The organism is Variovorax sp. KBW07 (assembly GCF_003852515.1).
In the GTDB taxonomy this organism is placed as follows: Bacteria; Pseudomonadota; Gammaproteobacteria; order Burkholderiales; family Burkholderiaceae_C; genus Variovorax.
The window spans coordinates 22,509-43,003 of record NZ_QAJK01000083.1 but is presented as its reverse complement, the minus strand read 5'-3'; the positions used below and the strand labels follow the sequence as shown (position 1 = coordinate 43,003).

21 protein-coding genes are annotated in these 20,495 nt (G+C 62.9%); 13 read left to right on the top strand and 8 right to left on the bottom strand.

Annotated elements, in window-relative coordinates:
- The first annotated feature begins 256 nt into the window (after positions 1-256).
- Positions 257-2,311, top strand: a complete 2,055-nt coding sequence (locus tag DBV14_RS17825; RefSeq protein WP_260397102.1) for a sensor histidine kinase — start codon at positions 257-259, stop codon at positions 2,309-2,311.
- A 16-nt stretch (positions 2,312-2,327) separates the two neighbouring features.
- Here DBV14_RS17825 and DBV14_RS17820 read toward each other — a convergent pair whose 3' ends face one another.
- Together DBV14_RS17820 and DBV14_RS17815 are read right to left on the bottom strand one after the other, a co-directional pair.
- Positions 2,328-3,578 (bottom strand): DUF418 domain-containing protein, encoded by a 1,251-nt coding sequence (locus DBV14_RS17820; RefSeq protein ID WP_124460495.1) that lies wholly within the window; start codon positions 3,576-3,578, stop codon positions 2,328-2,330.
- Positions 3,579-3,610: 32 nt separating this feature from the next.
- A complete protein-coding gene (locus DBV14_RS17815; protein WP_124460494.1) occupies positions 3,611-4,216 on the bottom strand; it encodes a TetR/AcrR family transcriptional regulator in 606 nt (201 codons plus the stop codon).
- A 270-nt stretch (positions 4,217-4,486) separates the two neighbouring features.
- Here DBV14_RS17815 and DBV14_RS17810 point away from each other — a divergent pair, with 270 nt between their 5' ends.
- The 4 genes from DBV14_RS17810 (at position 4,487) to DBV14_RS33925 (ending at position 6,321) form a co-directional block, all read left to right on the top strand.
- Complete coding sequence (locus DBV14_RS17810; protein WP_124460493.1) at positions 4,487-4,945, top strand: hypothetical protein; 459 nt, start codon at positions 4,487-4,489, stop codon at positions 4,943-4,945.
- A 13-nt stretch (positions 4,946-4,958) separates the two neighbouring features.
- The gene (locus DBV14_RS17805) at positions 4,959-5,420 is read left to right on the top strand and encodes a GNAT family N-acetyltransferase (RefSeq protein ID WP_124460492.1); all 462 of its coding nucleotides are present in this window, start codon (positions 4,959-4,961) and stop codon (positions 5,418-5,420) included.
- 35 nt (positions 5,421-5,455) lie between these two features.
- Positions 5,456-5,887, top strand: a complete 432-nt coding sequence (locus DBV14_RS17800; protein WP_124460491.1) for a nuclear transport factor 2 family protein — start codon at positions 5,456-5,458, stop codon at positions 5,885-5,887.
- 65 nt (positions 5,888-5,952) lie between these two features.
- The gene (locus tag DBV14_RS33925) at positions 5,953-6,321 is read left to right on the top strand and encodes a hypothetical protein (protein WP_260397101.1); all 369 of its coding nucleotides are present in this window, start codon (positions 5,953-5,955) and stop codon (positions 6,319-6,321) included.
- On the opposite strand, the gene DBV14_RS17790 is transcribed toward DBV14_RS33925, so the two are convergent.
- Genes DBV14_RS17790 through DBV14_RS17780 form a run of 3 tightly spaced genes read right to left on the bottom strand, consistent with a single transcriptional unit; the run spans position 6,272 to position 8,624 of the window.
- Positions 6,272-7,501 (bottom strand): PrsW family intramembrane metalloprotease, encoded by a 1,230-nt coding sequence (locus DBV14_RS17790; protein WP_124460490.1) that lies wholly within the window; start codon positions 7,499-7,501, stop codon positions 6,272-6,274. The two genes, DBV14_RS33925 and DBV14_RS17790, sit on opposite strands and share 50 nt — an antisense overlap.
- Positions 7,498-8,058: a hypothetical protein gene (locus DBV14_RS17785; RefSeq protein WP_124460489.1), complete on the bottom strand. Its 561-nt coding sequence runs from the start codon at positions 8,056-8,058 to the stop codon at positions 7,498-7,500. Before DBV14_RS17785 ends, DBV14_RS17790 begins: the two co-directional genes overlap by 4 nt.
- Positions 8,059-8,066: 8 nt before the next feature.
- The gene (locus tag DBV14_RS17780; protein ID WP_124460488.1) at positions 8,067-8,624 is read right to left on the bottom strand and encodes a MarR family winged helix-turn-helix transcriptional regulator; all 558 of its coding nucleotides are present in this window, start codon (positions 8,622-8,624) and stop codon (positions 8,067-8,069) included.
- A 140-nt stretch (positions 8,625-8,764) separates the two neighbouring features.
- Here DBV14_RS17780 and DBV14_RS17775 point away from each other — a divergent pair, with 140 nt between their 5' ends.
- The 3 genes from DBV14_RS17775 to DBV14_RS17765 are packed head-to-tail and all read left to right on the top strand — an operon-like array spanning position 8,765 to position 12,158.
- The gene (locus DBV14_RS17775; RefSeq protein WP_124460487.1) at positions 8,765-9,766 is read left to right on the top strand and encodes a tripartite tricarboxylate transporter substrate binding protein; all 1,002 of its coding nucleotides are present in this window, start codon (positions 8,765-8,767) and stop codon (positions 9,764-9,766) included.
- Between the two features lie 17 nt (positions 9,767-9,783).
- Entirely contained in the window at positions 9,784-10,797 is a 1,014-nt protein-coding gene (locus DBV14_RS17770) for a Bug family tripartite tricarboxylate transporter substrate binding protein (RefSeq protein WP_124460486.1), read from the top strand.
- A gap of 23 nt (positions 10,798-10,820) precedes the next feature.
- The gene (locus tag DBV14_RS17765; protein ID WP_124460485.1) at positions 10,821-12,158 is read left to right on the top strand and encodes a sulfatase; all 1,338 of its coding nucleotides are present in this window, start codon (positions 10,821-10,823) and stop codon (positions 12,156-12,158) included.
- An 18-nt stretch (positions 12,159-12,176) separates the two neighbouring features.
- Here DBV14_RS17765 and DBV14_RS17760 read toward each other — a convergent pair whose 3' ends face one another.
- Positions 12,177-12,554, bottom strand: coding sequence for a tautomerase family protein (locus DBV14_RS17760; protein ID WP_124460484.1), 378 nt, complete (start codon positions 12,552-12,554; stop codon positions 12,177-12,179).
- 93 nt (positions 12,555-12,647) lie between these two features.
- Between DBV14_RS17760 and DBV14_RS17755 the strand changes: the two genes are divergently transcribed.
- Positions 12,648-13,508 (top strand): LysR family transcriptional regulator, encoded by an 861-nt coding sequence (locus tag DBV14_RS17755; protein ID WP_124460483.1) that lies wholly within the window; start codon positions 12,648-12,650, stop codon positions 13,506-13,508.
- A gap of 43 nt (positions 13,509-13,551) precedes the next feature.
- Here DBV14_RS17755 and DBV14_RS17750 read toward each other — a convergent pair whose 3' ends face one another.
- Positions 13,552-14,355, bottom strand: coding sequence for an alpha/beta hydrolase (locus tag DBV14_RS17750; RefSeq protein ID WP_124460482.1), 804 nt, complete (start codon positions 14,353-14,355; stop codon positions 13,552-13,554).
- A gap of 172 nt (positions 14,356-14,527) precedes the next feature.
- Here DBV14_RS17750 and DBV14_RS17745 point away from each other — a divergent pair, with 172 nt between their 5' ends.
- Complete coding sequence (locus DBV14_RS17745; protein ID WP_124460481.1) at positions 14,528-15,592, top strand: RNA methyltransferase; 1,065 nt, start codon at positions 14,528-14,530, stop codon at positions 15,590-15,592.
- Here DBV14_RS17745 and DBV14_RS17740 read toward each other — a convergent pair.
- The gene (locus DBV14_RS17740) at positions 15,559-16,326 is read right to left on the bottom strand and encodes an alpha/beta fold hydrolase (RefSeq protein ID WP_124460480.1); all 768 of its coding nucleotides are present in this window, start codon (positions 16,324-16,326) and stop codon (positions 15,559-15,561) included. The two genes, DBV14_RS17745 and DBV14_RS17740, sit on opposite strands and share 34 nt — an antisense overlap.
- Before the next feature lie 164 nt (positions 16,327-16,490).
- On the opposite strand from DBV14_RS17740, the gene DBV14_RS17735 reads away from it, so the two are divergent.
- The 3 genes from DBV14_RS17735 (at position 16,491) to DBV14_RS17725 (ending at position 20,404) form a co-directional block, all read left to right on the top strand.
- The gene (locus DBV14_RS17735; protein ID WP_260397104.1) at positions 16,491-17,489 is read left to right on the top strand and encodes an SLAC1 anion channel family protein; all 999 of its coding nucleotides are present in this window, start codon (positions 16,491-16,493) and stop codon (positions 17,487-17,489) included.
- A 541-nt stretch (positions 17,490-18,030) separates the two neighbouring features.
- Positions 18,031-18,585, top strand: coding sequence for a type II TA system antitoxin MqsA family protein (locus DBV14_RS17730; protein WP_124460479.1), 555 nt, complete (start codon positions 18,031-18,033; stop codon positions 18,583-18,585).
- Positions 18,479-20,404, top strand: a complete 1,926-nt coding sequence (locus DBV14_RS17725) for a ParA family protein (protein WP_124460478.1) — start codon at positions 18,479-18,481, stop codon at positions 20,402-20,404. The genes DBV14_RS17730 and DBV14_RS17725 overlap by 107 nt, the downstream gene beginning before the upstream one ends.
- Positions 20,405-20,495 lie beyond the last annotated feature (91 nt).

Sequence of the window (20,495 nt, the reverse complement as noted above, 5' to 3'; positions counted from 1 at the left end):
GGGGAGCACCCGGTGTCAGTCGCACTCGCCCCGAATGAACTCGCTCCCAACACACAACAGCGCCGACAACAAGTACCCCGCTAATTCGCACATCCAAAAAACCGGAAAAAGTCCACAAAGCAACCCGAGGACATAATTGTGTCCTGATGCAACCGACCCATTTCGCCCTCGGCCACCACACCCTCAATGGCGCAATTGGCCGGAGCACGCCCCGTAATTCCCGGGCGGCAAGTCCCCAGCAAGGCAGGCGCAAGCCATGAAGCCAGGCAGCACCGGCTGGGAGCAAGTCAGCCGCTGGATCGCGAAACTGTGGCTTGCATTGCCATTCGCCGTCCTGACTTGTGCGCATGCCACGCCCAGCCAACTGCCCGCCACCGACGAAGCGCCGCAACACACCGTCGGCGCCGTGCACATCACCCGGGCCCAATTGCTCTCCGTTCCCGGCATGGGCTACTCCGCCCCTCCGCGCCGCATCGAAGACGCCGCACTGCCGAAAACCGGCTGGAAAAGCATTCCCCTTCCGCATACCGCCCCGCGCGATCTCGTCCCCACCTCGACGGGCGGCGTGCAGACCATTACCGACTGGTATCACCTCGATCTGTCCGAATTGGCGCCGTCGAAGCAACCGCTCCATCTCTATCTCCCACGCTGGAAGACCCTCGGCCACATTGCCGTCTATGGCGATGGTGCCCTGCTCTATCAGTCGCACGGCAGCCCCATACACAACGGCTTCAACCATCCCCTGCTGCTGCCGCTGAACGCGACCGCCAACACCCCCGCCCCCACGTCCGTGCTCATTCGCGTCAACCGCCTGCGTAGCAGCGGGAGCGGATTCTCGACCGTGTGGGTCGGCGACCAAGACTCGCTGAACTGGCGCTACCAGGTTCGCGAACTGCTGCAAGTGCAGCTGCCGTTCATGGGCAGCGCCGCATTCCTGGCGGTCGGTGCCTTCGCCTTTGCCGTGTGGCTGGGCAAGCGGCGCGAAGTGCGCTATCTGTTGTTCTTCGCCATCTCCGCCGCCGCTTTCCTGCGCATGCTCCACTACTCCGTGAGCGGCGACTACCTTCCCGTGTCCGACGAGTGGTTCGAATGGATGACCGTGGCGTCGATGCTCTGGCTGATCATCCTCATCCACCTGTTCCTGCAGCGCCTGCACCAGCAGCCCTCGCCCTGGCTCACCCGTTCGATGGTTGCGGTGGCACTGGCCTGCAACATCGCGACGCTGCCGCATGTATCGGCGTCGATTGCCAGCCTGTACCTCATCACGCCGCTGCTCAACCTGATGGTGCTGCCCGTCGCGGTGCTGATCTTTGCGGTGAACCTGCGCAAGGCATTGCGCACGCAATTTCCCGAGGGGCGACTGGTGGCGGGCTGGGCCGTGTTCACCGTAGCCGTCACTTCGTACGACGGGCTGTTGCAGAACAACCTGGTGAGCCCGGAGAGCGTGTACACCTCGCCCTACGCCATCATCAGCCTGTTCTTCATCTTCTCGTACATCATGTTCCAGCGGTACACCGGCGCATTTGCCGAAGTGGGCCGGTTGAACGCAGGCCTGGCCCAGCGCCTGCAGGCGCGCGAAGCCGAGCTGGAGCAAAGCTACCAGCGGTTGCGCGTGATCGAGAACCAGCACATGCTCAGTGCCGAACGCCGGCGCCTGATGCAGGACATGCACGACGGACTGGGCTCGTCGCTGACCAGCGCCATCCGCTCGGTGGAGCAAGGCGCCATGAACGACGCTGAAATCTCGGGCGTGCTCAAGGGCTGCATGGACGACCTGAAGCTGGCCATCGACTCCATGGAAAGCGTCGATGCCGATCTGCTGCTGCTGCTGGCCACCCTGCGCTTTCGACTGGCGCCGCGCATCGAAAGCGCCGGCGTTGCGCTGCGCTGGGACGTGCAGTCGGTGCCCGCGCTGCCCTGGCTGGACCCGAGCAGCGCGCTGCACATCTTGCGCATCATGCAGGAGTGCGTGGCCAACGTGCTGCGCCACACGCAGGCCACCGTGATCCGCTTCAGCACGGCCACGGACGACCAGGGCGTGCATGTGATGATCGAGGACAACGGCGCGGGCTTTGCCGTCGACGAAGCCCTGCACCGAAGCGGTCGCGGGCTGCGCAACCAGCAGCGCCGCGCACTGGCCATCGGCGGCACCGTGAGCTGGGAATCCGGCAGCAGCGGCACCCGCTTCAAGCTCTGGCTGCCCCTTCATCACAAGGCCGGGACCGAACTGCCTGCATTGGCGGAGTTGGCGGAGTTGGCCGAGTTGCCCGACCTGCCGGCATCGAACGAAGCGCGGCTGGCGAAAGGCTGAATGCCCGCTCGGTCGTTCAGTCCCGCAAGGCCGAAGAGCCAGCGTCGCTCCGTGGCCTGCGCCGCATCGCCGGAAGCGACAGGTTCGTGAAGGCCCGCAGCAGCCATTCCACCGGCCCGTAGGCAAAGCGCTCCATCCACCAACGGCTCAACAGCAGTTGCCCGGCGAAGATCGCGAAGGCGAACGCGAATGACGCCAGCGGCCCGATCGTTCCCATCAGCCGCAGCCCGTAAGCCAGGAAAATCCAGGCGCACACCAGCGACTGCAGCAGGTAGTTGGACAGTGCCATGCGCCCCGCCGGCGCCAGCAGTTCGGCCAGCGCCTTGCCGCGCGGCGTCTGGAACAGAAGCATCATTCCCGATGCATAGGCGGCCGTGAGAAACGGCGCCGTCAGCAGGCCGACCGACAGACTGTAGATTTCGCGCACCGAATCGTTCAGCCGCACCGACGGCCAGGCATAGAACACCGCACCCGGCACGCCGACCACCAGCCCCCAGGCGATCAGCCGCTTGAACAGCGCCCGATGGGCTTCCACGTTCGCAAAGAGCCGGCGCCGCCCGGCGATGAAGCCCATGAAGAACATCGCCAGCGCCGTGGGCGCCTGCGCCAGCCCGATCACCACCCAGATCTGCGACAGCTCGCGCAGGTGCTGGGCGACTACCGTGGCCGGCGTTCCACGGTAGGCCGCCAATGCCTGCGCGGCCTCGGCGTACGCACCACGCGTGTCCAGCGGCACGCCCGAAAACGCCAGCAGGTAGCCGAAGCTCGCCCACATCAACGACGTCAGCAACACGAGGCCGATGGCGCAGCGCACGAGAAACACATCGCCCCGGCGCCGCAACACCAGCAGCACGCCGCCCAGCACCGCATAGGTCGTGAGGATGTCGCCGTGGTACAGCAGCACCCCATGCACCAGGCCGAGCACCCACAGCCCCACCAGCCGCCGCAGCAGGCGTGGCGCAAAGGGCTTGCCGTCGCGCTCGGCCGACTGCATCTGCAGCGTGAAGCTGTAGCCGAACAGGAACGAGAACAGCAGGTAGAACTTGGTTTCGAACAGCAAGGTCCGCACGAACAGCGCCGCGCGTTCCACCACCGACTGCGCCATCGGGTCGGGCACGCCCACGCCGTAGTAAGCCGAAGAAAAGCTCGCTATGTTGACCACGAGGATGCCCAGCAGCGCAAAGCCGCGCAGGGCATCGACCAGCGACTGGCGCTCGTTCGCGGGCGGCGAGCCCGCGGGTTGTGCAGAAAGATTCTGAAGCGACATGATTTCTTTTGTTCTGTTCGACACGTCGTCGTTCATTCGGCGCTCCCGGGTTTCAGGAAACGGCTGACCACGAGGCGCAGCATCGGCGCTTCGCGTTGCGGGTCGAAGCAGGCGTCCATCGCAAGCCGCGAGAACACGCCGTCGATCAGCGCCGCCACCCACGACGCGGCCTGCGCCGGGTCGAGCCCCGCATCGGCCTGCCCGCGCGCCATGGCCGCGCGCAGCAGTGTGGCAATGGCGGCGCGCGTTTCGGCGTCGCTGGCGGCCGTGCGCGCGCCGATGGCCGGGTTGCGCATGGCCTCGGCGGCAATCTCGAGCGCCAGGCGCGCGTAGCTCTTGTCGGCGGCGAAGGCCATCACCACGTCGAGAAAGTCGAGCAGCGCCTCGAAGGAATCGGGCGCCTCTTCGAGCGCGGCAAAGTACGCGGCGGTATCGCTCCGTTCTTCGTCGACGATGGCCTCGACGATCGCGCTCTTGCTGTCGAAGTAGTGAAAGAGATTGCCAGGGCTCATGCCCGCCGCGGCGCAGATCTCGGCGGTGGTCGTGGCGTGGAAACCGCGTCGGGCAAAGCAGTCGCCCGCGGCTTCCATGATCTGCCGGCGCTTGGCCAGCTGGCGCTCGGGGTCAACTTTTCGCACGGGGGTGATCGGGCTGGTTCGTCATGGCATCTATTATTAGACCAAGTACTCGATCTATTATTAAGAAACCCTTCAGGCGGGGTGAAACTAGAAGAATCCGTGGCCTGCGTGTTCGCTGTTCAGGAGCGCCTTTCTTGCGAGGCTTGTGGCATCCTCCACCGGGCAGAGGGCGGCCGAAAATCAGATGAGGAGAAGTCTTGAATCACAAACAGGGCACTGCGGGACGGCTATGTGAAAGCAGATGCCGGCAGACATCGGAATGAGCCAGGCATGAGCACTCATCTACACAACGCAGCGGAAGAGTTGAAAGCCCTTCCCCCTTCGCCTTTGAAAGACGAAGCGCTTGGCGCACTCGAGGACATCCGCGAGTCCGGGAAGCGCAGGGATGAATCCATCGAGCGGCTCGAAGCGACACTGGCGACTCTTTCCCCGTCACCACGCGAGCGACGCGTCTTCCGGATACTTCCGTGGCTCACCGGCTTGCTCGCCATCGCGGCCCTGGCCATCGGGGTCGATGCGATCTGGACCGCCGAGTACTGCTCGCGAGGCCGTGGTTCGGTCAGTTGCGCGCGTGGCTTGAAGGCACAACTGCAAGGCGCCGCGACCATCGCGGTCGGCGTTCTCATCGCGATGGTTCCAATGCGGCGCTCCATCTGGAAGTGGCCGGCCGCAGCTTTCCTTGGCGTTCTCGCCTACGGCCTCTTGATTGCTTCGCTTCTCAACAGCTAGGCTGCATCGCCCTATGACATCCATCGCGACAAGAAGAGCCGTTGCCGCCGACATTCCCGCAGTGCTCTCGCTCTACCGCGAGCTGCGCCCGAATGACCCGCCGATTTCAAGCGACCGCATTCCCGAGCTTTGGCAGGAAGTGGCCGAAGGCCCCAGGTCCATGGTGCTGGTCGCGGAATGCGATGGCGAGGTTGCCGCCACCTGCATGCTCGCAAAGCTGGCCAACCTCGCCAGCGACGGGCGCCCCATCGGGGTCATTGAACACGTCGTGACCGCCGAGCGCTTTCGGCGCCGTGGGGTCAGCCGCACGCTGCTTGAATTCGCCTTGACAGAAGCCTGGCGCGCCAACTGCTGCAAGGTCATGCTGCTGTCCGGGGCGCAACGCCCGGAAGCCCACGGCCTGTATGAAGCGGTGGGGTTCAAGGGCGATGTGGAGCGCGGGTTTGTGGCGAAGCCGCCGGCGTCCACGGCCTGACACGACTTTCAAAACCATCAAGTAACAGGAGCTCTATGCGCAAGCTTTCTCCCAACGCCCAACTCGTGTCCGACATCTTCGACGAAGTCGCCAAAGGCAATGGCGCGCCTTTCTGGGAGGCGTGCCACGACGATGTCGTTTGGCGAACCATTGGCAATGGCTCCTGGAGCGGCGAATTCTCGGGCAAGCAAACCATCATCGACGAGGTTTTCCGTCCACTCAATCGCGCCCTCGCCGAGCGAGCCACCATTCCGACCCGCCTGATCGACGGTGACGATGTCATCGTCTTGCAAGCCCGAGGCAATAACCTGACACGCGACGGTCAACGCTACGACAACGACTATGTCTTCGTGATCCATTTCAAGGACGGAAAAATCGCCCGGTACGAAGAATATTGCGACACGGAACTGATCGCCCGTGTCCTGCCCGACCGTATTGCCGCCAAGTCGATTCCTATACCCAAGTGAGCCGTCGTTTCTCAAACCGTCCCCTAGATCGACTCCATGCAGGCCCGCGCTGACGGGAATTCTTGATGCCAGAACTAATGTGGGAGCCGGTAGATTTTCTCGAACTCCTGGGCGTGGCCCCAACTGAAGAGGAGTACGGCGCCTCGCTTCACTACGTCGTTCATCGTCAGGACGTGCGCCTCGAGTTGACGGTATGGCCGATGAGCGGCGATGTGACCGTCAGTGTCTATTGCTCGACGCAGCGTCAACCGGTCATGAATCTCAACCTGTTGGACTGTCCAGGCGCCAGAGTGGTCGACGACAAGCGCGGAAAGTTCATCGAGTTCGCCGCCGCAAATCCGTTTGTTGGCCGCTTTGACAACACCGCTCCCGCGCCCTACGGTTTCAGGGTGCAGGTCGACCCGTTTGTTCAGGTGACCCCGTACGCTTACTGACGGAAATCAACGGCTCCAACTCCGCCCGCAGCCGCCTCACCGCCACTTCATGCCGCAGCGTCTGCGCCCCGCGCCCATACGTCATGGCCTTGCGGATCAACCTCAGCTGCTCGCACTGCATCTGTGCCTTCAGGCGCCTTGCGCGCAGCCCGAAGGTCCAGCCGATTTCCCTGCGGACCTTGTAGCGCTGCATGGGTGCGCCCAGGCGAACCCATTCGTCGTCGCGGATCAACTCGCGCTCGGGCACGAAGTACGCCGCCAGGGCATGCAGGTAGGCGCCGTTCTCCTGCGCGGCGACGCGCCAGAAAAGTCCGGCTGCGATCACCACGGGAATGCCTTTGACAAGAATGAACAGCGCCATGCCCACGGGCCCGTCGTCGAAGCGCTCGTCCATGAGCGGCGAGTTCCATACGAAGTGCATGGCCCACGCCAGCGCGAAGCACAGGAACGCGCAGGCCAGCCGGGTCACCATGCGCCGCTCGGGGTGGAGCAGGAACCACGCGACGCCGAATGAGGCGATGGTGGTGTACGCCGCGTGGCTCCACAGCCCGTTGAGCAACCCGCGCATGAGCAGGTTGTAGAGCACGGGGTACACCTGGTTTTCGAGCGGAAAGTTCATCGACGCGTTGACGGTGTAGCTCAGGTTCTCGACCACCTGGAAACCCAGCCCCGCCATGGCGCCGACGATCAGCACCGACAGATACGTCTGGAACTGGTTGCGTGCCACCAGCACCAGCAAGATGACGCCGGCGAGCTTCAGGAATTCTTCGGTGATCGGCCCCGCCACCGCCGGCCCCCACACGGCCACGAAGTCCGGCGATATGAGCTTGGCGCACAGGCTTTGAATGGCAATGTTGGCCGGCACGGCGAAATAGACCGCGCCGAAACCACCCCACGCAAAGGCCAGGACATACGCCTCCGACGAGTGCTGCTCCAGCAGGTCGAGCGTGCGAAAGACCAGCAAGAAGAGCAGCGTGTAGCCGCCCCACACCAGCAGTCCGAGCAATGCGGTGACGGGCACGACCCGGAACCCCATCGAGAACATGTGCACGGTATAGAACAGGCCGTTGACGATGAGCGCGGCCAGCACCCAGAAGGCGGCGCGTTGCGGCTGAAAAAACGAATCGGTGCCGACGGGCCATGCGGCCTGGTCCTGCTCGTCGGGAAGGTTCAGGTTCACTGCGGCGCCTCCAGGTCCATCGAATCGAGCATGCTCCGCGCCTCGGCCAATGCTTCGTTCAGGCCGTCGTGAGCGCCGTAGAAATCGATCTGCACGAGCGAGTGGCGCTTCAGGTCGACCACCTGCCAGAACCGCCCGGCGAGCGTGGGCCCGTAGTAGGCGAAGGTCTTGCCCTGCAGCCCCCAGCCGGTGACGAAGTCGGACACGTCGCCGTCGATCTGCAGCCCCTGGCCGCGCTCCATGATGCGTTGCTGCCGCACCAGCGGCCCGTCGGGCCCGCCCATCCACAGGCCGGTCTTGACGAGGAATTTGTGGCCGCCCTTGAACAGCATCAAAGACTTGCCGGCCTTCGAGCGCGACACGTCCATCTGCCATCCGTCGGCTGGCACGAACCTGGCGTGGCCCACTTCGACGGTCTGCCCCGCGTCCAGCGTCCGGTTGCCGGGCGTGTGGTTGTTCCAGAAGGTCAGGCCGCCCACATAGGCAGCAATGGCAAGGAGCACCGCCAGCGCGCCGGGCCAGGTGCGATACGGTATTCGGCGTGACGGTTCAAGCATGTGTTCTTTCATCGTGCCACTCGGTCGCGCGCGCCCTGGCGCGGCCGGGGCGGTGTCTGCGCGTGGCGCCCGCGGTCGGCCTTGGGCAGCACGGCCTTCTCGACCATGCGCTCGGCCTGCGCCTGCAGGCGGTTCAGCGAAGCATCGAAGCGCTGGGCGTCGGCTGCATCGAGCGCGCCCATCAGCTCGGCGTTGATCTGCGTGACCAGCGGAAAAAGTTCGTCGTACAGCGCCCTGCCCGCTTCGGTCAGGCCCAGCTGCACCTGCCGCCGGTCGCCCGCGCGGGCCACGCGCGTGACCAGTTGCTTGGCAACGATGGAGCCCACGGCCTTGGAGGTGCGCGCCCGGTCGAGCTGGGCATGCTCGGCAAGCTGCGACGAATTCAGCTCGCCACGGCTGGCCAGCACGGCGATCAGCCGCCACTCGCGCCGCGTGATGCCGAAGCGCCCTTCGCACAGGCGAATCACCATGCTGCCCGCCACGGCCAGCAGGCGCGACAGCCGGTACAGCAGCAGGTCGTCCAGCGGTCGGCGTGGTGCAGCGGCGTCGGCGTCGGCGGCAGTCATTTCGGGTGCGGGGCCGGGTAAATCCGGGCAATGGTTGATTTGATCAATCGAATGTAGCGTCTCCAGAATCGTCCGCAGTCGCGGCTCCAGCGCCCGGCCTTGCAGAACAAATGAAACAGAGCTTCCGGAGACCCCGCCCCATGCCCCTGATTCCCGATCATCCGAACCGCCGCCACGCCCTTGCCGCGCTGGGTGCCCTTGCGCTCGCCCCCGCCGCGTCGCTGGCCCAAGCCCAGCCGGCCTTCACGCCCGGCCAGCCCATCAAGGTGCTGATCGGCGTGCCCGCCGGCGGCACGCAAGACGTGCTGACGCGCGCCATTGCGCAGCAGGTGCGCGACGCGCTGGGCCCGCTGATCGTCGACAACCGCTCGGGCGCGGCGGGCCGCATCGCGGTCGAGGCCGTGAAGACGGCGCCGCCCGATGGCCACATGCTGTTGCTGGGCACGGCCAGCATGATGACCATGTTTCCCAGCGCCTACCGCAACCTCTCGTACGACCCGATCAGGGACTTTGTGCCGATCCTCAATGCGGCCCGCTTCGAGCTGGCGCTGGTCGTCAACAAGGACGTGCCCGCCAACACGCTGCCCGAGTTCATTGCCTGGGCCAAGGCGCAGGGCGACAAGGTGAGCTTTGCCTCGTATGGCGCAGGCACGCCCTCGCACTTTCTGGGCGAAATGCTCAACCGCGCGGCCGGCCTGAAGATGATGCATGTGCCCTACCGCGGCTCCACGCCCGCGCGGCAAGACGTGATGGGCGGCACCGTGCCCGTGTACTTCGACACCATCGGCGGCGCGCAGCAGATGCTGCCTTCGGGCCGCGTGAAGGTGCTGGCCACCAGCGGCGACAAGCGCTCGCCGCTCATGCCCAACCTGCCGAGCTTCGTGGAGAGCGGCTACAAGGACGTGGTCGCGACCGCATGGTTTGCGTACTACGCGCCGCTTAAAACGCCGCAGCCCATCATCGACAAGCTGCGCGCCGAATTCACCCGCGCCGTGAACACGCGCGAAGTGCGCCAGCAGCTGTTGCAGAACGGCATGTACCCCGTCGGCGACGGCAGCGAAGCGCTGCTGAAGACCATGCGCGAAGACACGGCGCGCTGGGCGGGCATCATGAAGGCCGTGAATTTCCAAGCCAACGATTGACCCCGCAAGAAGCCACCATGACGACCCGAAACACACCCATCACCCGCCGCCTTGCCACGTTGCTGGCCGCAGCCTGCGTTGTGGCGCCCATCGCCACCACCGGCACCACCGCATACGCACAATCGCAATCGCAATCGCCATCGCTCGACAGCCCGCTGCACATCGTGGTCGGCTACGCACCCGGCGGCGCCACCGACCGCGTGGCGCGCATCGTCGGCGACAAGCTCGGCGCCAGGCTGGGCGTGCCCGTCATCGTCGACAACAAGCCCGGTGCCGGCGGCCGCCTTGCGGCGCAGCAGGTGAAGATCACGCCCGCCAACCAGAACGTGCTGATGCTCGCCAACCCCGCAGTGATGGTGGTGGCGCCGCTGGTCTTCAAGGACAACAACTACGACGCCGAGCGCGACTTCGTGCCCGTGTCCCACGTCAACGACTACGACTTCGCGCTGGCCGTGTCGCCCACCCTGCCGGTGCGCGAGCTGGGCCACCTGCTCGCATGGATGCGCGCCAACCCCGCGCAGGCCAACGTGGGCGTGCCGGCCACCGGCAGCCTGCCGCACTTCTTCGGCCTGATGATGGGCGAGAAGGCCAATGTGCAGACCCAGGTGATCGGCTACCGCGGCTCCGCGCCGCTGCTGAACGACCTCATCGGCGGGCAGGTGCCCATTGCCGTCGACACCGAAGACGTGGTGCTGCCGCAGCACAACGCGGGCAAGCTGCGCATCCTGGCGCTGTCGGGCGCCAAGCGCTCGCCGTTCGCGCCCAACATCCCGACCTTCAAGGAAGCCGGGCTTGACCTGGCCGCCACCGGCTGGAACACCTTCTTCGCGCCCACCAGCATGCCGAAGGACAAGGCCGACCGGCTGGCCACCGCCATCCGCGAAGTCATGCAAGACCCCGACACCCAGCGCAAGTTCAAGGACTCGGGCATGACGCCCGTGGTCAGCACGCAGGCACAGACCGTGGCCATGCTGAAGGCCTACCGCGCGCAGTGGAGCCCCGTCGTCCAGAAGTCCGGCTACCAGCCCTGAACCCCTTGCACCGATCCAGAGACATGACCAGCAGCAGACCCAACATCATCTTCATCGTGGCCGACGACCTCGGCTATGCCGACCTTGGCTGCTACGGCGGCCGCGATGCCGTGTTCGGCCCCGTGTCGCCCGTGCTCGACGGGCTGGCCGCCAACGGCCTGAAGCTCACGCAGGGCTACTCGAACTCGCCCGTGTGCTCGCCCACGCGCTTCGCGATGATTACCGCGCGCTACCAGTACCGGCTGCGCGGCGCGGCCGAAGAGCCCATCAACAGCAAGAGCCGCGGCAGCAGCACGCTCGGCCTGCCGACCGACCACCCCACCCTGCCGTCGTTGCTGAAAGCCAGCGGCTACCAGACCGCCCTTATCGGCAAGTGGCACCTGGGCTACCCGCCCAGCTTCGGCCCGCTGCGCTCGGGCTACGACGAATTCTTCGGCCCCATGTCGGGCGGCGTCGACTACTTCACCCACTGCGATTCCACCGGCCGGCACGACCTGTGGTTCGGTGAAGAAGACAAGCAGGAAGAGGGTTACCTCACCGACATTTTTTCCAAGCGCGCCGTCGACTACGTGGAGCGCATGGCCGATCTGCAGAAGAAAGAGAAAGACGCCCCCTTCTTCCTGAGCCTGCACTACACCGCGCCGCACTGGCCGTGGGAAACGCGCGACGACGCAGAGAAGGCGCCGACCATCAAGGACAACCTGTTCGACCTGGCTGGCGGCAACATCCATGTGTACCGCCGCATGATCCATCACATGGACGAGGGCATCGGCTGGATCATGGCCGCGCTGCAAAAGCACGGCATGGCCGACAACACGCTCGTCGTGTTCACCAGCGACAACGGCGGCGAGCGCTTTTCGGACAACTGGCCACTGGTCGGCGGCAAGATGGACCTGACCGAAGGCGGCATCCGCGTGCCATGGATCGCGCACTGGCCCGCGGTAATTGCCAAGGGCGGCGAGAGCAAGCAGCTGTGCATGACCATGGACTGGTCCGCCACCATGCTCGACGCGGCCGGCGTGAAGGCCGATGCGGCGTACCCGCTCGATGGCGTGTCGTTGATGCCCGTGCTGAAAGATGCAACGCACAGCTTCCGCCGCCCGCTGCACTGGCGCATGAACCATCGCGGCCAGCAGGCGCTGCGCGATGGCGACTGGAAATACCTGCAGGTCGACGGCAACGAATACCTGTTCAACATTCCCGCCGATGAGCGCGAGCGCGCGAACCTCGGAAAGAAAGAGCCCGAGCGGCTGGCCGCCATGCGGGCGGACTGGTTGAAGTGGAACGCGACCATGCCCGCGATTCCGGAAGATGCGACGGTGAGCCTGGGGTATTCGGTGAAGGACATGCCGCAGCGTTGAGGCTGGGGCAGCAACGCCTCAGGCAAATTGCGCGAGGCCGTTGCCCACCGACCAGTTCTCTTTCGGCGCGTCGGCAATGGTCACGAACACGTCCTCCGGCCGGATGCCGGGGCTGTCGCCGAGCAGTTCCGCGATGCGCTGGAACAGCGCCTTCTTCTGCTCCGCCGTGCGCGTGTTGAACACGGTGATGCGGATGAACACCAGGTCGTCGCTTCGGGCCATGCCAAAGGCATTGCCGTAGCGAAAGTTCGCGGCATCGTGCTCGGTCAGCGTCATGAACTGGTCGTCTTCAGGCACGGCCAGCGTGTCGCGCATCGCGCGGTAGAGGCTGTCGAAAATCGCCTGCCGGTAGGCGTCCGGCTTGCCGGCGCGCAGCGAGATATGAAGCAGAGGCATCGGGGAGTCCTTTCCTTGTTTGCTTGTCGTCCCGGCTTCATGCTAGTCATTTCAAATTGCTATTGATATTTATATCAACGACAATTTTTTGAAATGATTGAACGACCACTCGACCTCGACGCCGTCGAGGCATTCATCCGCATCGTCGAGCTCGGCAGCTTCACCCGCGCGGCCGAAGCCATGCAAACCACGCAGGCCGGCGTCAGCCTGAAACTGAAGCGGCTCGAAGACAGGCTCGGCTGCCGGCTCATCGAACGCACGCCCCGGTCGGTCGAGCTTTCGGCGCGGGGCGCGGCCTTTCTGGAACATGCGCGCGCACTGCTCGAAGTGCACGATCGCGCGCTCACCGTGTTTGCCGAAGAAGCCCGGCAGCGACTGACCATCGGCATCAGCGACCACGTGGCGGGACCCGAGCTTCCCGCGCTCATCGCGCGCATGAACGCGCAAGACCCGCAGCTGCTGATCGAAATTCGCATCGGCTCGTCGGGCGACCTGCTGCAAAGCTTCGACCGGCGGGAGCTCGACACCGTCATCGTTCGCCTGCATGCCGGGCGAAACGACGGCGAACTTCTTGCCGAAGAAAAGTTCGGCTGGTTCGCCGCGCCAGGCTGGCAGCACCGCGCGGGCGAGCCCCTGCCACTGGCCACCATGGCCGAGCCCTGCGGTGTGCGTGCGCTGGCCGGGCAACTGCTCGATGCGGCGCGCGTGCCGCGGACAGAAGTATTTGTGGGCGGCGGCGTTGCAGCAGTTGTTGCGGCCGTCATGGCTGGGCTGGGCGTGGCCGCATTGGCGCCGCGCATGCTGCCGTTCGGCGCCATCGATGTCGGCGCCAAGCTCGGGCTTCCCGGCCTGCCGCGCTTGCCGGTGCTGCTTCACTCGCGGGTGAAGGACGGCCGGCCACGCGATGCGCTCGATGCGTTGTCGGCGGCCTTCAGGAGCGCGGTGCGGGGCTAGCGTTCTTTTCTTCGCAGGGCCGGACATCCCTGCCTTGCCCCGCCTACCTGGCAACCACCCAGTCCGCGATCTGCTGGACGACCTCGCGGTCGAGCCCGTTGAAGCCGTGATACGCCATGGCCTCGCATGCGTCGCCCTTGTTCTCCCCGCCCTTGAAGCTCAGCAGCGCCTTTCTCGGCGAGTTGTCGAGCTTTGCCATCAGTGTCGGCACGTTGGCAAAAGAGCAAAGCGCGCAGCCGTCTTGCTCGTGATGCACCACGAGAACCGGAACCCGAACCTTTTCCAGCGGCATCGCCGGAACGGACCGGCCATTCGTGTCGGTCAGGATGGTCGAGGTCAGCACGATGCCGTCCGGCCCTTCGGGACCGGAAAGCTCCGTGGCCACGTACGCGGCCGATTGCGTACCGCGGCTGGTGCCCACCAGCCACACCGGCGCCTTCGATTGCTCGCGCATCCACGCGATGGCCGCCTTCATGTCGGCCGCATGCTCCGGCTTCTGGCGAAACCCGCTCAGGTACAGCGGGTTCTGCCGGTCCGACGGGGCATCGACCACGGCCACCATCAGCCCCTGGTCTGCAAACAACTGCCGCGCGCGAACGAGAAAGTTTCCGGCGCCCCACTTGAACGATCCATTGGGAAAGATCTGCAGCCCGCCGTGCCCGCCTGCCAGCAGGATCACCGCGGCCTTGGGCGCGCCTGCCGACGGTGGCGGCGACAGCACCAGCATTCGCTGCGTCACCCCGGGCCGGGTCGGAATGTCCACCACCGTCTGCGTGGCCTGCGCGTGGACTTGCGACGCCAGTGCCAGCAGCAAGCCCGCGATTCCATGGCCGAGAAGGTTGCGCATCGACGTTCTCCTGTGTGAAAGGGCCTTCGGCCCCCGGTGCCTCCCGAGCGAACGAACGAACGAACGAACAAATGCTACTGCCGTCCGGGCCGGCAGGCAGCCCACGGCGCCCTCCGACGACCGCCGTGCACAATCTGTCGCCTGTCGACCACCCCTTTGCCCCAGCCAGCGCATGCGAATCCACGAACTGAAACGACGACTGCGGGAAGCCGGCGCAGGCCCCAGCCACGAGCAGCGCATCCTGCGGCTGTGGTCCCATGCGTTGCCCCGCGACAGCGGCCGGCGCCTGCCCGGCACCTTCTTTCCGTCGTCGCTGCTGCAGGCCCTGCCGGCCATCGAGGCCGAGCTTGCGGGGCTGGCGCGCATCCACGCCATTCACCCCGGTGCCGACGGTTCCGAGCGGCTGCTCGTCGCCCTGGCGGACGGCCAGACCGTCGAGAGCGTGCTGCTGCCCCGCGACGGCCTGTGCGTGTCGTCGCAGGTCGGGTGCGCTGTCGGGTGCCAGTTCTGCATGACCGGCCGCGAAGGGTTGCTGCGCCAGGTGGGAAGCGCCGAGATCATTGCCCAGGTCGCCCTTGCGCGCATGCGCCGGCCCGTGCGCAAGGTCGTGTTCATGGGCATGGGCGAACCGGCCCACAACCTGGACAACGTGATCGAGGCCATCGACCTGCTCGGCACCGTGGGCAACGTCGGCCACAAGAACCTGGTGTTTTCGACCGTGGGCGACCCGCGTGTGTTCGAGCGGCTGCTGCACGAACGCGTCAGGCCCGCGCTGGCGCTTTCGTTGCACACCACCCGAGCCGACCTGCGCAAGACGCTCCTGCCGCGCGCACCGGCCATGACGCCCGAACAACTGGTCGCCGCGGGCGAGCACTATGCGCGGGCCACCGGCTACCCCATTCAGTACCAGTGGACCCTGCTCGAAGGCGTCAACGACGGGCCCGATGAAATCGAAGGCATCGTCAGGCTGCTGTCCGGCAAATACGGCGTGCTGAACATCATTCCCTTCAACGCGGTGGACGGCGTGGCCTTCACTCGCCCGTCGTGGGAGCGCTGCGAACAGATCGCGCGCACGCTGCACCAGCAGGGCATTCTGACCAAGCTGCGCAACTCGGCCGGGCAGGACGTCGACGGCGGGTGCGGCCAGTTGCGGGCACGCGCGGCCGAAGTGCGCGTGGTGACGCTTCGACGGACCGGAGAAGTTCAGGGGAACAAGGCAAGCCAGTCCCACAACTGACCGGGCGCCTCGACCATCACGTTGTGGCCATGCGGCCCGAGGTCGCGCGCATCGGCATCGAGCGAGCGGGTCTGCGCCATCGTCACCAGCGCGTCGTCGCGCCCACAGCCCAGGTGCACAGGGCATCGCGCCAGCGTCATCAGCTCGGCCATCGGTGGCTTGCCCACGCCATTGGCGCGAGGGTCCATCGCGAGGCGCCAGCCATCACCATCATTCGTGCCACGCGCGATGCCCCGCCCCACGACGTAGGGTGTCGCCGCCGTGTTGGCGATGCCGGCAAGGCCGGAGACCTTCAGGTAGCGGTCCCTCGCCTCTTCTTCCGTGGCGAAGGTCTTGGCCGGCTGCGATGCCAACGCCTCCATGCGGCGCAGCTCTTCGTCGGTCCACGCGATCTTGATGCCGGCTGCGAAGACCTGGTGCGGCACCACGCCGAACCAGCCCGTTGCCAGCGCAAGGCCGACAACCCCGCCCAGCGAGTGCCCGAGCACCACGAGGCGCCCAGCGGGGTCGATGTGCGGCAACACCGCGCGTGCGACGCTGGCGGCGTACTGGCCGATGGCATAGCTGTCTTGCCGATGGGACTGGCCGTGGCCCGGCAGGTCGACAACCAGCCAGCGGCCACGCCAACGCGTGCCGGCGTTGGCGCACATCGGCGACCACACCGCGCCCGTCGCGCCCATGCCGTGCAGCATGAGCAGCAGGTCCGGGCCTTCGCCGCCTTGTTCCGTGTACATGGTCGCTGTCTCCATCGGGGGTTCGATGGCGCAAGAATAATTGACTCCGCGCATGGCCGACAACGCAGCAATTTGGCAGAAAACGCCGTCTCACGGCCATAGCAGCCAAACCGGCAGAGCGGAAACTGACGCGCATGACCCATACAGCCATGCAGCAAGGCGCGATGCCTGCCACTTCCCCGGCCCTCGGCACGGTGGACACCCGCCCCGCCGGAGGGGCTTCCGTCAAGAACCTCCCCGTCAACCTGTTCGCTGCCGTCATGGGCCTCTCGGGTCTTGCACTGGGGTGGCGCTTTGCGCATACCGAGTTCGGTATCGATCGCGTGGTGTCCGATGCCATCGGCCTCTTCGCCACCCTCGTTTTTGTCGTGCTCCTCATCGGCTACGGCACCAAGCTGTTGCGGCACCCGGCCGCCGTCAAGGCCGAGTTCATGCATCCGATTGCCGGCAACTTCTTCGGCACCATCGCCATTGCCCTGCTGCTGCAATCGGCCGTGCTCGGCGGCTACAACGCGGCACTGGGCAGTGCGCTCTGGGTCGTCGGCACCATCGCCACGCTGTTGCTGAGCGCGTACGTCGTCTCGCGCCTGCTGGGCGGAAACAGCAACCCCGCGCATGCCGTGCCCGCCTGGATCATTCCCGGCGTTGCCGCGCTGGACATTGCCGTCACCGGCAACCACATGCCCATGCCCTGGGCCGGCGAAGTGCTGCTGCTGTCCGTCGCCGTGGGCTCCGTGCTCGCGCTCGTGATGTTCACCATGATCTGCACGCGATTGATCCAGCACGAGCCGCTTGCTCCGGCGATGACGCCCTCGCTGATGATTCTTGTCGCGCCGTTCGAGGTCGGGTTCACCGCGTACACGAACCTCACCGGGCGGGTCGACCTGTTCGCGGGGCTGCTGTTTTACTTCGGGCTGTTCATGTTCGTGGTGCTGGCGCCGAAGGTGTTTCGCAGGAACGTGCCGTTTGGGGCGGGGTGGTGGGCGATCAGCTTTCCGCTGGCTGCGATGGTGAATGCAGGGTTGAAGTACGCGGCTGTGCGGGGGACGTTGCCGTTGAAGGTGTTGGCTGGGGGGATGCTGGTGGCGCTTACGGGGGTGCTGTTGGTGTTGACGGTTCGGACGCTGCGTATTGTTTTCAATGGGCGGCTGCTGACGGGTTGAGGGCGGGGCAAGGCTCGCATCGGGGGCAGCCGGTCGGGCTTGGTGCGGCGTGCTTAGTACGGTCCAACGTTGAACTCTCCACAAGCGTTCGCGCGAGCGAACAAGCCATGTTGCCGTGCAAATACCCTCATCGCCGAAGTGGATCATATGATACAGTCCGGCAAATCACAACCCCGGAAGGCATCATATGATGCACTCTCGCCTCTCGTATGAACCAAGAATCGTTCCGGCAGGTAGTCGCAAATTGCCGTCGCGCGGCCGGCAGAAGCATCGGATACCCCCATCGATGGACCCCACATCGCGTCGAACTTCCCAACCTCAAAGACTTTTACTTTACGGACGAGGGAGCATGGACGTTGATCGCAGACAAGCTTCAAGAGGGGTACGTTTACGAAATCATGGCTTTGGACAAGCCGCCTGGAGCTATGGCGTTCACCATGCTCATACCAATGTATGCCGATCGTCCCCATCTATATATAAAAGTGCAAATTGGCTCATCCAATAAAGTTATTGGCCGCAGCTTCCATTTGAGTGACTATTAATGAAAAACACAACCAACGCAATCTCAAATAGGTTGTTCCACTGCCCCTCCTGCGAAAGCACGAAGGTAAATACGCGCTTGGTTAAAGACGATTTTCAATATGGCGAAGGCACCGAGGCCACACTAATAAGCGTGACTCTTCCGTTAAGAATTTGCGAAAACTGTGAACTCTCTTATTTTGACGAAGAAGCAGAAGAAATTAGACATAGCGCAGTATGCAAACATTTAAAAATTCTTACGCCCTCCGAGATTACGGCGATTCGGCAGCGGTATGGATTGAGTAAAGTTGAATTTTCAAATATTACACGGGTGGGAAGAATTTCTCTTGGACGCTGGGAGGCAGGGGCTTTACTGCAAAATGCCGCCAATGACAGCCTTTTGTTTTTAATGGGATTTCCAGAAAACCTGGACCGACTCAAAGAGAGAGCCATCGATCATATGAAAAGCGATGCCCAGCGAAAACCGACCAGAAAGTTTAGATCACTTTCAAACGAACAGGTGTCTATTGCCGTCCGCCAGTCGAGTAATTTTTCTTTGTACGCAAACTGCCACTAATATGTATACGGTCACATTTTATTCTTTTAAAGGTGGCGTGGGAAGAACCATGTCCCTTATAAATGTTGCTGCACAACTGGCTCTTTCTGGAAAAAAGGTATTAGTTGTAGATTTTGATCTTGAAGCCCCAGGGCTTACAACATTTGATATCACATCGACCCACCAAGACTCTAAAGGTGTGGTCGAGTATGTTGCCGCTTATCGAGAAACAGGTGAAAGTCCAGATGTTAGTGATTTCATATACGTCGCCAAAGAATTTTCTGAGAAAGGATCACTATGGGTCATGCCTGCGGGCAGGCAGGACTCAGGTTATTCCTCACGCTTAAATAGCATTGATTGGCAAGAGCTTTATCAAAACGAAGATGGCTACATATTTTTTGAAGATCTTAAGAAGCAGTGGAAAGACACCATTCAGCCAGACTACGTTTTTATCGACTCTCGAACAGGTCATAGTGATGTGGAGGGAATTTGCACGCGCCAACTTCCCGACGCCGTCTGCTTGCTTTTTTTCCCCAACGAACAAAATCTTGTTGGTTTAAAAACGGTTGCGAGAAACATCCGATACCAGAGCGAAATTGACAAGCAACTTCGGGATCCGATTTATCTTCATTTTGCCGTATCGAATGTCCCAGATCTTGATGACGAAGAGGGAATTTTAGAAAATACCCTTCTAAAATTTCAAAGGGAATTAAACTATGAAGAGCTATCCGCCTCTATTCGCCACTACAACAGCCTATCCCTCCTAGATCAAGAAATTTTCTCCATAAAGCGCCCTAAGAGTAGGCTTGCAAGAGAATATTCCTCCCTGGCAGAATCGATAGTTCGAGAAAATTTGGCGGACCGCTCAGCCGCGCTCAAATTTTTGAAGCAAACTATTAAATCTCTTCGTGGACAGAGCGAAGCATCAACTTATTTGCTGGAAAAAACAGAAAAAGTAATTTTGCACTTTCCCGGTGACCCAGAAATCAGTTATCTTGTTGCCCTGGTCTATGAGGCCATTGGTCGCGCCGTGGACGCCTTGAATCTTTTGAGCCGACGATTTCATTGGGATGCGGCGGCTCTGGCAGTAAGATCTCGAATTAACTATCGCCTTGGAAATCGAGAGGGCGCTTTGAGCGATATCCAAGAGATGCTTAATACAGGTGGGGCGAAGTTTTTACCTTTTTTGGATGCAATATCTTACATCCCACAATTGGATGAAAAATTGTATCGTTTGGTGCCAGGATCGCCCGCTTTGATGTCACTTTCGGCAAAAGAGCGCTACTTTGCTGCCACTGAGATCGATGAAGGCGTTGCACAGATTGCTGTTAAAGCTGAAATACTGAAGCAACTGAAAGATGAAGGTAGTGCGTCTGACGAAATACTAGGCGAGCTTGCCCTCACGTTTATTGGTCTTGGTAGATTTTCAGAAGCCGTTGAAATTCTCGAGCCACTAGCGGAAAGCGAAGGAGGGATTGCTGATTACTTTAATTTGGCAATGGCAGATTGGGGGCGCTCCGGGCACCCCGATACTTCTATATTCACAAATGTTGCCGAGCTAGATAAAGCCGGAGCTCGCCGAGGTGCAGCGGCCAACTATTTAGAATGTTTAGCAATTACATTTGCAGTACTAAACGAACAAACCGAGGCACTTGAATGCTTGGCACAGGCTCGCATCCAAATGCGAAGTCAGCAGCGTCGAGAATTTTCCGCTTGGAGTTATACAAAGGTATCCTCGACTGAATTCATGGAGCATTTAAATGAGATCGAAAAATCAATTCACGAACGAACGCTAAATCCGCGGGTTTTCGCCAAACCTGATTTTCTCAACTTACATTAAATAGATCTCCGAACGCGCGACGAACTGACTCTTCGTGGGAAGAGTTGGTGCGCGCCCGTAGAGTCGCGGCTATTTTTTACTCGTCGAGAAC